Source organism: Corallococcus interemptor (genome assembly GCF_003668875.1).
GTDB classification, from domain to species: domain Bacteria; phylum Myxococcota; class Myxococcia; order Myxococcales; family Myxococcaceae; genus Corallococcus; species Corallococcus interemptor.
In genome coordinates this window covers 35513-47328 of the sequence record NZ_RAWM01000065.1, presented here as the reverse complement: position 1 = coordinate 47328, position 11816 = coordinate 35513, and the positions used below count along the sequence as shown (strand labels likewise).

At 70.4% G+C, this 11816-nt stretch carries 12 protein-coding genes; 7 read left to right on the top strand and 5 right to left on the bottom strand.

The annotated features are described in order from the left end of the window. Window positions 1-42: 42 nt before the first annotated feature. Window positions 43-840, bottom strand: a complete 798-nt coding sequence (locus D7X96_RS22685; protein WP_120549166.1) for a TatD family hydrolase — start codon at window positions 838-840, stop codon at window positions 43-45. Between the two features lie 139 nt (window positions 841-979). Between D7X96_RS22685 and D7X96_RS22680 the strand changes: the two genes are divergently transcribed. Continuing rightward, entirely contained in the window at window positions 980-2464 is a 1485-nt protein-coding gene (locus tag D7X96_RS22680; protein ID WP_120549165.1) for a TolB family protein, read from the top strand. A gap of 353 nt (window positions 2465-2817) precedes the next feature. Here D7X96_RS22680 and D7X96_RS22675 read toward each other — a convergent pair whose 3' ends face one another. Then, complete coding sequence (locus D7X96_RS22675) at window positions 2818-3069, bottom strand: hypothetical protein (protein ID WP_120549164.1); 252 nt, start codon at window positions 3067-3069, stop codon at window positions 2818-2820. 367 nt (window positions 3070-3436) lie between these two features. Between D7X96_RS22675 and D7X96_RS22670 the strand changes: the two genes are divergently transcribed. Then, window positions 3437-4402 carry a DHH family phosphoesterase gene (locus D7X96_RS22670; protein ID WP_120549163.1) on the top strand — a complete coding sequence of 322 codons (966 nt, stop codon included), beginning with the start codon at window positions 3437-3439 and terminating at the stop codon, window positions 4400-4402. On the opposite strand, the gene D7X96_RS22665 is transcribed toward D7X96_RS22670, so the two are convergent. After that, entirely contained in the window at window positions 4399-4980 is a 582-nt protein-coding gene (locus tag D7X96_RS22665) for a Maf family protein (RefSeq protein ID WP_121770681.1), read from the bottom strand. The two genes, D7X96_RS22670 and D7X96_RS22665, sit on opposite strands and share 4 nt — an antisense overlap. Window positions 4981-5084: 104 nt before the next feature. Between D7X96_RS22665 and D7X96_RS22660 the strand changes: the two genes are divergently transcribed. Further along, window positions 5085-6338, top strand: coding sequence for a metallopeptidase family protein (locus tag D7X96_RS22660; RefSeq protein WP_121770680.1), 1254 nt, complete (start codon window positions 5085-5087; stop codon window positions 6336-6338). A gap of 8 nt (window positions 6339-6346) precedes the next feature. After that, a complete protein-coding gene (locus D7X96_RS22655) occupies window positions 6347-7525 on the top strand; it encodes a class I SAM-dependent rRNA methyltransferase (RefSeq protein ID WP_121724302.1) in 1179 nt (392 codons plus the stop codon). Between the two features lie 3 nt (window positions 7526-7528). Here D7X96_RS22655 and D7X96_RS22650 read toward each other — a convergent pair whose 3' ends face one another. Both D7X96_RS22650 and D7X96_RS22645 read right to left on the bottom strand, forming a co-directional pair. Further along, entirely contained in the window at window positions 7529-8032 is a 504-nt protein-coding gene (locus D7X96_RS22650) for a caib/baif family protein (RefSeq protein ID WP_233610019.1), read from the bottom strand. A 22-nt stretch (window positions 8033-8054) separates the two neighbouring features. Beyond that, window positions 8055-8615: a hypothetical protein gene (locus D7X96_RS22645; RefSeq protein ID WP_233610020.1), complete on the bottom strand. Its 561-nt coding sequence runs from the start codon at window positions 8613-8615 to the stop codon at window positions 8055-8057. Window positions 8616-8649: 34 nt separating this feature from the next. On the opposite strand from D7X96_RS22645, the gene D7X96_RS22640 reads away from it, so the two are divergent. The 3 genes from D7X96_RS22640 to rpsI all read left to right on the top strand — a co-directional run bounded on the left by D7X96_RS22640 (window position 8650) and on the right by rpsI (window position 11740). Next, window positions 8650-10716, top strand: a complete 2067-nt coding sequence (locus tag D7X96_RS22640; RefSeq protein ID WP_120549159.1) for an ATP-dependent helicase — start codon at window positions 8650-8652, stop codon at window positions 10714-10716. Between the two features lie 167 nt (window positions 10717-10883). After that, window positions 10884-11330: a 50S ribosomal protein L13 gene (rplM, locus tag D7X96_RS22635; RefSeq protein WP_043321175.1), complete on the top strand. Its 447-nt coding sequence runs from the start codon at window positions 10884-10886 to the stop codon at window positions 11328-11330. Between the two features lie 8 nt (window positions 11331-11338). Beyond that, window positions 11339-11740, top strand: a complete 402-nt coding sequence (gene rpsI, locus D7X96_RS22630; RefSeq protein ID WP_120549158.1) for a 30S ribosomal protein S9 — start codon at window positions 11339-11341, stop codon at window positions 11738-11740. Window positions 11741-11816: the final 76 nt, after the last annotated feature.

Here is an 11816-nt window from a genome sequence, read left to right as displayed (position 1 = left end):
GCTGCGGGTTCATGAAGGGCTCCTCTATCACGCGACGCTCGCCTACCGCGAAGGGGAGGGGAAAGCTTCCCGGAACAGCCGCCGGGCATTCTCGGTCGTCCGCTGGGCGAGCACGTCCGGCGGCTCCCCCAGCACCTGCGCCATGCCCGCGAGGATGTGGGGCAGGTAGCCCGGCTCCGAGCGCTGCCCCCGGAAGGGCGTGGGCGCCTGGTCCGGCGAGTCCGTCTCCGCCACCAGCCGGTCCGCCGGAATCACCCGCAGGGCGTCCAGGGGCTTGCGCGCCTCCGCCCACGTCACCGGGCCCGCGAAGGAGAAGTGACAGCCCTTCTGGATGTAGAAGCGCGCCAGCTCCGCGCCGCCGCTGTAGCTGTGCATGAGGATGCCGGCCTCCGGCCACGCTTCCGTCTTCAGCAGCTCCATCATCGCCGGGTGCAGCCGGTGGCAGTGCATCAGCACTGGCAGCCCGTGCTTGCGCGCCAGGGCCAGGTGCCCGCGCAGCACCGCCAGCTGCCGCTCCAGCGGGGCGCCCGGAAGCGTCGGGCCGTCCAGGCCGCACTCGCCCACCGCGACCGCGCCGCCCTGGCCCAGCAGCGCGTCCAGCCGCTCCAGGTGCTCGCCGTCATCCTCCGGCCGCAGGTCCGGCAGGAACTGGGGATGGATGCCCAGCCCCACCTGGATGCGCGGCTCCTGGCGCGGCAGCGCGAGCAATGGCTCCCACGTCTCCGGGCCCACCGCCGGGATGAGGATGCCCTGCAGCCCCGCCGCCCAGGCGCGTGTGACAACGCTGTCGCGGTCCGGATTGAAGCGGGAGGCGTCCAGATGGCAGTGCGTGTCGATCATTGAGCATCCCTCTTCCCATCGCCGTTCAATCACTGACAGCCACGGATGCGGGGCCCTTCAAGGCTCCCCGGCGCCCGCGAGCGTGAAGCTATGACGCGCCGCCTGACTTTGGAGCCATTGCGAAACGGGAGGCGTGAAAATGACCAAGCGTGTGGTGTTGGGGGCGTTGTTCGGGGCACTGACGATGCTGGCCACGGGCTGTGGCGACGAGTGCGTCGACCAGTACGACTGCCGTGACAAGGGCGTGGCTCCCGCGGGCCAGCAGTGGACCTGCAACGCGGACAACAAGTGCGAGCTGCAGAATATCCCTGTCGAGCCGGAACCGGACGCGGGCACCGGGGTCGACGCGGGCACCGACGCCGGCACCGACGCCGGCACCGACGCGGGCACGGACGCAGGCACGGAGGTGGACGCGGGCACCGACGCGGGCACGGACGCCGGCACCGACGCGGGCATGAACGTGGGCAAGGGCGGCGCGTGCAGCGCGACCCCGGACTGCATGGCGGGCCTGCGCTGCGAGGCCAACACCTGCCAGTCGCTCCTCATCGCCGTGACGGCCAGCGGCGCGACGCTCAGCGACGGCGGCACGGGCACGGCCGCGCTGGTGACTCCCTTCGACGTGCCGAGCCTGACGTCGCTCAGCGACGCCGGCGTCGCCAGCGCCTACCCGCGCTTCGGCCCGGGCGGCACCCAGGTGGCCTTCGTGCAGGGGGACGTCACCGACGCCGAGGGTGAGCTCTCGGTGCGCCCGCTGCCGGTCACGGACGCCGCGGCCACCGTGCTGACCACGGGCGGCAGCGCGCGCATCCGCTACATGGAGTGGGAGCCGGGCAACCTCATCGCCTGGGTGCGCGGCAGCACGGGCATCTCCACCATCGCGGCGACGGGCGGCACGGTCACGTCGGTCACCAACAGCGGCACCTTCCCGGACTGGGCGGCCAACGGCACGGACTTCGCGTACAGCGCCGCGAACACCGGCATCTACGTCTCCACGGGCGGCGCCGCGCCGGCCGTGCTGCAGGGCTCGGCCCCCACGGGTGAGCAGCCGCACTTCAACCGCGTCACCTCGCAGCTGCTCTTCCTGGCCAACCCGGAGGGCGAGACCGTGACCTTCGGCACGGAGGTGACGCCGGTGCTCAAGCTGTACTCGCTGCCGGTGACGGGCGGCGGCACCCCGGAGGTGCTCGCTGCCAAGAGCTCCGACGCCGTCACGGGCGGCACGGTGGATTCGTACATCGCGAACCCGAACTGGGCGCCGGACGGCAGCTGGGTGGCCTACGTGCGCGCCTACTACCAGAACGTCGGCGGCGCGGCCGTGCTGTGCGGCAGCACGGGCGCGACCCTGTGCGGCAACCGCGCCGGCAACATCGTCTTCCTGCAGCGCGTGAAGGCCTCGGGCGCGGCGGACGGCGCCCCGGTGCAACTCGCGGAGAACGCCACGCTGCCTTCGTTCTCCCCGGACGGCCGCCTCGTGGCCTTCATCAAGTCCGGTGAGCTCAACGTGCAGCCCATCGACCCGGCCACCGGCCAGGCCTCCGGCACGGCCATCGTCCACACCAAGGGCACGTACACGGTGCTGACGAACGAGGGCGACGACCACCGCCCGCGCTGGCAGCCCCGCTAGTCCCCACGCATCCCAAGCCCCGTGCTCCGGGGCTTTCCGGCCCGTGTTTCCCGTTTCTCAAGGGAACACGGGCCGTCGTGTTTCCAGTGCGAAGCGCGCCGCCCACTGCGTGCGAAGTGACGAACGCGGTCAGTGCCGGGTCCGGATGAACCCGCGCGCGGATCCACATCCGGGTCCAACGGATCCAGGTTCCAGGACGAAAGGGGAGGGAAGAAGGACTCCACCCGCGCTCACGCGAAACGCGGCACCTGGTGGAGGAAGGCTGACAGCCGTGTCGCGAAGGCCCGAGCGCCCGCGCGCTCTAGAAAGGGAGCACGGCCTGGGCACGTCATGGACCTGGACCGCAGCCTTCGTCAGCCCACGACGACGATGCGGCGGCCCAGCGCGCGGGTCATCTGCGGGGAGGTGACGAGCTCCAGCACGCCGCTCATCTCTCCGCCCGCCGTGTCGAACGCCGCCGCGATGACCTCACCCACGGTGAGCTGGGCCTTCTGGGCCGCCACCCGCGCGCGCTTCGCCGTGCGACGCAGCGCGGGCATCACCCGCCGGCCCTGCCGCCGCACCACCGAACCACCCTTCGCCTTGCCTGCGGTCCGCTTCGCCATGGTTCCTCCCGCCACTTCGTGCCGCGCGGGTGAGTACCTCGTCGGTCTGACACCATGCAGGCGGGGTGCCAGGGGTTGGCCTCCCTGGGAGGTTCCTGATTCCAGGGGTTTTCCTCGCGGATAGCGGGTTTCCGTGGGGCTGGCAGGCCCACCTTTTTTCAGCCCTTCAGGGTCGTTCCTCGTTCTGTCGAGTTTTTCGTTCACCCGGTGCGGCGATTTCCACGCAACGTTCAATCCCGCGCATCCACCGCGTGGCCCTGGGGGGACAGGGATGGGTCAGGTGTCACCCCATGGCCACAGCCCTGCGGCCGAGCGACCACGGTCGGGTTGGGGCCCGGCCGGGATTCAGGGTAGAGGGCGGGCGCTCATGCGAGTCCAGGTCCTCTTCCACGACAACTGTTTCGACGGCGCGGCCAGCGCCGCGGTCTTCACCCGCTTCTACCGGGAGCGTGTGCGCGCGGACGCGACGTTCAGCTACCGGGGCCTGTCCCACAAGCCGGGCGCGGAGGGCATCGACCCGGCCGTCTTCACCGGCGACGAGAACGTCATCGTCGACTTCCGCTACAGCCAGGACGCGCGGCTCACCTGGTGGTTCGACCACCACGCCTCCGCCTTCCAGCAGCCCGGCGACGAGCCCCACTTCCAGCGCGACACCAGCGGCCGGAAGTTCCACGACCCGCATCGCAAGAGCTGCACGCTGTACCTGGCGGACGTGGCGCGCGAGCGCTTCGGCTGGGACGCGTCCCCGCTGAAGGACCTGCTGCACTGGGCGGAGATCATCGACGGCGCGCAGTTCCCCAGCCCCCAGATGGCCGTGGCGCTGGAGGAGCCCGCGCTGCGCATCATGACGGTGCTGGAGGCGACCAAGGACGACACGCTCATCCCGGAGGTCATCCGGCGCATGCAGTCCGAGTCGCTGGCGGACATCGCCCGCTCGCCGCTCATCTCCGCCCCGCTGGAGCCGCTGCTCTTCAAGCACCAGCGCAACATCGACCTGGTGCGTGAGAAGGCCCGGTACGAGAACGGCGTCGTCCACTTCGACCTGGTGGACGAGGGCGTGGACAGCCTCAACAAGTTCATCGCGTACGCGCTCTACCCGGACGCGCGCTACACGCTGTGGGTGGGCCGGGGCTCGTCGCGCGCCAAGGTGTCGCTGGGCTCCAACCCGTGGAAGCCCCAGACGCGCCAGCACGACCTGTCCGCCATCGCCGGCCGCTACGGCGGAGGAGGCCACCCGGTGGTGGCCGCGGTGAGCTTCAAGGCGGACCAGGCGGAGAAGGCCCGGACCGCGTACCACGAGATCCTGGCGGAGCTGTCCACCGCCGGAGCCTAGCGGCGGGCGAAGAGGTCGAAGCCCGCCTGCCGCAACAGCCGCACCACCGACAGCATGGGCAGTCCCTGCACGTTGGTGCGGTCACCCTCCAGCTTCTGCAGGAGCGCCTGCCCGCGTCCCTCCACGCGGTAGCTGCCCGCGCAGCCCTCCCACTCGCCGGTGTCCAGGTAGCGCTCCAGCTCCTCCGGCGGCACGGGGAAGAACGTCAGGCGCGTGTCCTCCACCGTCTCCGAGTGGTGCCCGCCCGGCCCCAGCAGGCACACGGCGGTGTGGATGACGTGGGTGTTGCCCAGCAGGCGCTGAAGCTGCGCGCGCGCCGCGTCCCGGTTCCGGGGCTTGCCCAGCACGTCGCGGCCCACCTCCACCAGCTGATCCGCGCCCAGCACCCAGGCCTCCGGGTGGCGCTCCTGGACCGCGCGGGCCTTGCGCACGGCGAGCATCCGCACGGCCTCGTCGGCGGGGAGGCTTTCGGGGACGGACTCGTCCACGCCGGGGGCTTCGGTGCGGTAGGGCACGCCCAGCCCGTCCATCAGGGCCCGGCGCGCGCTGGAGGTGGATGCCAGGATGAGGTCTCTCATGTGAGCCCGAGGGTAGTGCAGCCGGGGAGGGGAGGGGACCCCCCGAGCGGGCAGGCACGTCCCCGCTTCCTGTGCATGGGGCGGATGCCATAGCCTCCCCGCCCATGTCGCGGCGCGGTCTGCTCGCTGTCTGTCTCCTCCTGCTCGCCTCCTGCAAACGCAACCCTCCGGCGGACGCCGACGCGGGAACGGATGCGGGCCTGGCCACCGCCGCCGTGGAGGCGGACGCGGGGGTGCTCGCGCGGGCCGCCGTGGACGCGGGGCCCCCCCTCCCGGTGAAGTCCCCGGACGACCCGGTGGCGGAGGTGCACCCCCTGGCGGTGTGCGACGCGAAGGGCGGCGAGCCCCTGGACGCGGCCCGCGACTACTACGACGCCGGCCACTACGCGGAGGCGCTCTCCTGCGCCGCGCAGGCCGCCGCGCTGGAGCCGGACCTCGCGGCCGCCCACGCGGAACGGGGCGCCGCCCTGGCCGCGCTCAACCGCGAGCCGGAGGCGCAGCTCGCCTACGCCCGCGCGCTGGCCATCGACCCGGGGGACGCGGACGCGCTCCTGGGCGCCGCGCACCTGTACGCCGTGCAGCTGCCCTCCTCGCGTGAGCGCGACGAGCTGGGCGCCCTCTACGCCGAGCGCGGCCTGTCCCAGCCCTCCACGCCCCCGGAGCTCGTGCCGGCGCTGGCGCTGGTGGCCGCCATGGCCTTCAACGACCTGGGGCAGGCGGACCAGGCGTTGGATCGCGCCGCCATCGTGCTCGCCCGCGAGCCGGGCAACGCCGAGGCGAAGTACGAGAAGGCCCTGGCCCTCTTCGAGCTGTGCCGCTTCCGCGAGGCGAAGGCGGCCTTCGCGTCGCTGCTCAAGGACAAGGACCGCGCGGCGCACGCGCACCAGCACCTGGGCCTGCTCCTGGAGCGCGAGGGCCAGTGGGCCAGGGCGGAGGAGCACTTCCAGAAGGCCCGCGCCCTGGAGCCCGAGGACTTCCCCGCGCCGCCCCTGCCGTCGCCGGACGAGTTCAAGGCCCAGGTGACGCGCGCGCTGGCGGACCTGCCGGAGGACATGCGCAAGGACCTGAAGGGCGTGCCGGTGGCCACGGAGGAGATTCCCTCCGAGGACGACCTCCTCGCCAACCAGCCCCCCCTGTCGCCCACCATCCTGGGCCTGTTCCGGGGCCCGTCCCTCCAGGAGCCGTGTGACGGCTCGGAGACGCCCTGCCGCTCGGTGGCCCTCTACCGGCGCAACCTGGCCCGCGCGGTGAGGACCCCCGAAGAGCTGCGCGAACAGATTCGCGTGACACTGCTGCATGAAATCGGGCATCTGCGCGGGGAAGACGACGAGGAACTGGCCGCGCGCGGCCTGGAGTGAGCCCCCCCATGCCTTCCCTTCCCACCGCCCGCGTGAGCCTCAAGGGCGCCAAGACGCTGCGTCGCGGCACCCCCTGGCTGTACCGCACGGAGCTCACCGAGCCCCCCGCCACCGACACGCCCGGCGCGGTGGTCGCGGTGGTGGATCCGCAGGGCAACCCCATTGGCCAGGCGCTCTACGCCCGCCGCTCCCCGCTCGCCCTGCGCCTGCTGACGCGCAAGGGGCCGAATGAAGAGAAGGTGGATGACGCCTTCTTCATCCGCCGCCTGGAGGCCGCGCTCGCCCGCCGCGCCGTGCTGCGGGGACGCGACGGCCTGCGCCTGGTGCACGGCGAAGCGGACCTCCTGCCGGGCTTCTTCGTGGACCGCTACGGCCAGGGCCTCACCGTGCAGACGCTGTCGGAGGGCATGGACGCGCGCAAGGAGATGCTCGCGAAGGCGCTGGTGGAGAGGACGGGCGTAAGCCACGTGGTGTGCCGCGACGACGCCTCCGGCCGCGACTTCGAGAGCCTGCCCCGCGAAGTGCGCCTCTTGCACGGCGAGGGCAGCGCGCGCTTCACCTACCACGAGGGCGAAAACCGCTTCGAAGTGGACCTCTTGGGCGACATGAAGACGGGCGCGTTCCTGGACCAGGTGGACAACCACCTGCGCGCGGGCGAGCTGGGCCGGGGCGAAGCGCTGGACTGCTTCAGCTACCACGGCGGCTTCGCGCTCGCGCTCGCGAAGCACTGCACGTCGGTGCTCGCGGTGGAGCAGGACGCGAAGGCCGCCTCCCGCATCCAGTCCAACGCGGAGGCCAACGGCCGCGCCAACGTGAAGGTGGAGAACGGCAACGCGTTCGACGTGCTGCGCCGCTTCGACCAGGAGGGCCGCCGCTTCGACACCATCGTCCTGGACCCGCCCGGGCTGGCCAAGCGCCGCGAGGGCCTGGCCACCGCGCTGCGCGCCTACCACGAGCTCAACCTGCGCGCCCTGCGCTGCCTCAAGCCGGACGGCCTGCTCGTCACGTGCTCGTGTTCCGGGAAGCTGGACCGCCAGGGCTTCGAGTCCATGGTGCTGGACGCCGCCGCGGACGCGAAGCGCCCGGTTCAAATCCTGGAGCGGCGCGGCGCCGGGTTGGATCACCCGGTGCTCGCGGGCCTGACGGAGACGGAGTACCTCAAGGCCCTCTACGTGCGCGCCCTGTGACGGCTACGGGATGCCCAGCTCCTTGCGCAGCCGGCCCACGACCTTGAAGTACTCGGTGCGGCTGAACCCCACGTTGAGGATGTGGAAGTCCTTCTTGGACAGCCCCACGCAGCCGAAGCAGTAGTTGCAGTCCTGCAGGTTCTTGCTCAGCACCACGTACGCGCTGCTGGAGCAGTTCTCGCTCTGCACGCAGTAGGCGCACGCGTGGCAGTTCTTGCACTCCACGCAGTGCGAGCAGTTGGTGCACAGCTCGCACCGCGTGCAGTGCGTGCACTGGTGGCAGCTGTCGCAGTCCTTGCAGAACATGCAGTTGGCGCAGCGCTGACAGCCCTCGCACGCGTAGGAGCCGGGGTTGCCCGGGTCCACCGCGTAGCTCTTGGAGAGCTTCTGGAACTGCTCCATGAACTCGCGCTTGCCCAGGGACGACACGCCCAGGCGCGCCGCCTTCTCCTGCTCCAGCAACTCCTGGGTCGTCTGGGGCCGCGACCCCTTCTCCTTCACCGCCACGAACGCTCCTTGGACTCTCGAATCACTGCAGTTGGGCCAGCCCGGCCAGGTCGATGCCTCGCGCCACCCGCCGCACCTCCACGGTGCTGGGGAAGCCCCGGCTGGTGACCGCCACCACGAACCGCTCACCCACCAGGAGGTTCGCCTCCGCGACGGCCTCGTCCGCGTCATAGCGCACGAAGCCCACGGCCTCCTTCCACTGGATGGGCGCCGTCGGGTCGCTCGCCGCTCGGCCCTTCGCCTTCTGCGCCGCCTCGCGGATGGCCTGCCCCAGCTTCAGCCCCATGGTGGTGTCCACGATGCGCACCTTCACCTCGCGGCCCTCGCCCCGGGTGTAGGTGCGCTCCGCCTCCGACACGGACACCTCGCCGTACTTCCCCGTGGAGCCCGCGGTGGCACCCACCGTGAAGCCCTCCAGCGAGTCCGGCAGGAACGGCGCCAGATCCTTGAAGTACACGGTCGGTGCGGCGGCCGTCACCACGTCGCGCGGGGTGGGAGATGTCGTGCGCTCGCCGTCAAGGCAACCGCCGCCCACGCCGAGCGCGAGCGATGCGATGGCCAGCCGGAGGAAATAGTCGCGCACGGACGAATCAAAGGGTATCCCTGGCCCGCGCGCAATGGACCTTTCGAAGCTCAATCCTCCTCAGCGCGAGGCCGTGGTGACGCTCCAGGGCCCCCTGCTCGTGCTGGCAGGCGCTGGCAGTGGAAAGACGCGGGTCATCACCCACCGCATCGTCCACCTGCTCAACGAGCGGCCAAACCACATCATGGCCCGCAACATCCTCGCGGTGACCTTCACCAACAAGGCCGCCACGGAGATGAAGGAGCGGCTCGTCCACATGGCCGGGCCCCGCGCCCAGGGCGTGCTGGTCTGCACCTTCCACGCGTTCGGCGCGGAGGTGCTGCGCGAGGACATCCACCGGCTGGGCTGGCCCAGGAAGTTCGCCATCGCGGACATGGGAGACCAGCTCTCCATCATCCGCCGCGCCATGCGCGACAAGCGCATCGACGACCGCGCCTTCGACGCGCGCAAGGTCCTCACCCTCATCTCCAAGGCGAAGAACTCCGGCGAGGCGCCCCAGCCCAAGCCGGAGGGCATGGGGGATGACTACGACCTCATCACCTCCATGGTCTTCGCGGACTACCAGCTCGCGCTCAAGGCGCAGGGCTCCGTGGACTTCGACGACCTGCTGGTGCTGCCCGCGCGCCTGTTGCGCGAGCACCCGGACCTGCACCGCAAGTACACGGCCCGCTTCCAGTACCTCCTGGTGGACGAGTTCCAGGACACCAACCACGCCCAGCTGGATCTGCTCAAGCTGCTCGCGGGCACGGCGAGGAACGTGTGCGCGGTGGGGGATGACGACCAGTGCATCTACTCCTGGCGCGGCGCGGAGGTGCGCAACATCCTGGACTTCGACCGGCACTTCCCGGGCGGCAAGGAGGTGCGGCTGGAGCAGAACTACCGCTCCTCCCAGCGCGTGCTGGACGCGGCCAACGCCGTCATCGCCAAGAACCCGGAGCGCAAGGACAAGCGCATGTGGACCGACCGCAAGGGCGGCCCGCTGGTGAAGGTGGTGGCCTGTCCCAACGATGAAGAGGAGGCCCGCTTCATCGCGCACGAAATCCAGAAGCACATCTCGCTGGGCGTCCCCGCGGACGACATCGCGGTGCTCTACCGCACCAACGGCCAGGCCCACCCGGTGGAGGAGATGCTGCGTGAGAAGAACATCGCCTACGAAGTCGTGGGCGGCAGCGAGTTCTTCGACCGCAGCGAGGTGAAGGACGTCATCGCGTACTTCAAGGTCCTGGCGAACAAGCTGGACGAAATCTCCCTCATGCGCATCGTCAACGTGCCCTCGCGCGGCATCGGCGACGTCACCATGGAGCGGCTGCACGCGCACTCGCGCGCGGAGGGCGTGACGCTCTGGACGGTGATGCGCCGCGCGGACACCTATGACGACCTGCCCGCGGGCGCGGGCGGCAAGGTGCTGGAGTTCGTGGAGATGGTGGAGCGCTACCGCGAGGCCTTCGCCCAGACGCCCCGCCTGTCGGAGGCCACGCAGAAGCTGCTGGAGGAGATCGGCTTCCGGGAGGCCACCCGCGCCAAGGCCGTCTCCGGCACCGCCGCGGACAAGAAGCTCAAGGGCGTGGACGGGGTGCTCGCGTCGCTGGAGAAGTTCGAGAAGCGCGAGGGCCCCAAGGCCAGCCTCCTCACGTACCTGAACCGCCTCAGCCTGGACACGCGCCAGGAGGAGGAGGACGTCCCCGGGCAGAACAAGCGCGTGACGCTGATGTCCCTGCATGCCTCCAAGGGCCTGGAGTACCGGCTCGTCTTCTTCATCGGCATGGAGGAGGACCTGATGCCCCACGGCGGCATGCAGGGCGAGGCGCAGAACCTCGAGGAGGAGCGCCGCCTCTGCTACGTGGGCATCACCCGCGCCAAGGAGCTGCTCTACCTCACCCGCGCCACCACCCGCGTGAAGCGCGGCAAGGAGGTCCCCCGCACGCCCTCGCGCTTCCTGGAGGACCTGCCCCCGGACGCCTTCGAGGTCGTGGATATGGACGCGCCGCGTCAGGGCCCTCCGGATGAGAAGGAGAAGAACTTCTTCGCGAACCTGAAGGAGCGCTTCAAGAAGCCCGCCGCCGGGGGACCGGGGCCGGGCACGCCTGGCCGGGCGCCCTGAGGGGTCTCCCGTACTCCCAACCTTGACTTGATCCCGCCGTCCTACTAGGAGGGTCAGCCTTTCCGGGCTTCTGTCGGAGTTTAGGCGGAGGACCCGCGGTTGGTTCGCACGAGCACGCGACCCCTGGCATGCACCTGGGCGTCGCGCCGAAGTCTGGAGTGCACGAAATGTCGCAGAAGACCTACAGCGCCAAGGCTGGGGACATCAAGCGCCAGTGGCACGTCATCGACGTGTCCGACAAGGTGCTTGGCCGCGCCGCCAGTCAGATCGCCACCCTCCTGAAGGGCAAGCACAAGCCGACGTACACCCCGTCCATCGACACGGGTGACCACGTCATCGTCATCAACGCCGAGAAGGTGAAGGTGACGGGCACGAAGGAGACGGACAAGCAGTACTACCGTCACCCGTACGCCGGTTTCCCGGGTGCCCTGAAGATCACCAACCTCCAGAAGCTGCGCCAGCGTCACCCCGAGGACATCATCCTCAACGCCGTGCGCCGCATGCTGCCCCGCAATGCCCTGGGCCGTCAGATGATGACGAAGCTCAAGGTGTATGCTGGTGACACCCATCCGCACACCGCGCAGAAGCCGGTGGCGTTCAAGGTCGAGGCGTAAGAACAACCATGGCGATCAATCCTGAACTCGGTTTCTACGCCACGGGCCGCCGCAAGGAGGCCACCGCTCGCGTCTGGCTGCGTCCTGGCAACGGCGCTGTCGTCATCAACGGCCGCGACATCAACGAGTACTTCGGCCGTGAGACGTCGAAGATGGTGCTCAACCAGCCGCTGGAGATCCTGGAGCAGAAGGGCAAGCTCGACGTCACGGTCAACGTGCGCGGCGGCGGCCTCTCCGGCCAGGCCGGTGCCATCCGTCACGGCATCGCGCGCGCGCTGTGCGCCTTCAACCCGGAGTTCCGTCCGGCGCTGAAGAAGGCCGGCTTCCTCACCCGCGACGCCCGCGCGGTCGAGCGCAAGAAGTACGGCCAGCCCGGCGCCCGTCGTCGGTTCCAGTTCTCCAAGCGCTAATCACGCTTGCCGGCCAGCTGTCCGGCCGTTCGTCGGCGGGGGTTTCCTTCGGGAAGCCTCCGCCGTCGTGCTTTGC

Coding starts and splice junctions, on each gene's coding strand:
- D7X96_RS22685 (WP_120549166.1), bottom strand. CDS start 840: ATGATCGACACGCACTGCCATCTGGACGCCTCCCGCTTCAATCCGGAC.
- D7X96_RS22680 (WP_120549165.1), top strand. CDS start 980: ATGACCAAGCGTGTGGTGTTGGGGGCGTTGTTCGGGGCACTGACGATG.
- D7X96_RS22675 (WP_120549164.1), bottom strand. CDS start 3,069: ATGGCGAAGCGGACCGCAGGCAAGGCGAAGGGTGGTTCGGTGGTGCGG.
- D7X96_RS22670 (WP_120549163.1), top strand. CDS start 3,437: ATGCGAGTCCAGGTCCTCTTCCACGACAACTGTTTCGACGGCGCGGCC.
- D7X96_RS22665 (WP_121770681.1), bottom strand. CDS start 4,980: ATGAGAGACCTCATCCTGGCATCCACCTCCAGCGCGCGCCGGGCCCTG.
- D7X96_RS22660 (WP_121770680.1), top strand. CDS start 5,085: ATGTCGCGGCGCGGTCTGCTCGCTGTCTGTCTCCTCCTGCTCGCCTCC.
- D7X96_RS22655 (WP_121724302.1), top strand. CDS start 6,347: ATGCCTTCCCTTCCCACCGCCCGCGTGAGCCTCAAGGGCGCCAAGACG.
- D7X96_RS22640 (WP_120549159.1), top strand. CDS start 8,650: ATGGACCTTTCGAAGCTCAATCCTCCTCAGCGCGAGGCCGTGGTGACG.
- rplM (WP_043321175.1), top strand. CDS start 10,884: ATGTCGCAGAAGACCTACAGCGCCAAGGCTGGGGACATCAAGCGCCAG.
- rpsI (WP_120549158.1), top strand. CDS start 11,339: ATGGCGATCAATCCTGAACTCGGTTTCTACGCCACGGGCCGCCGCAAG.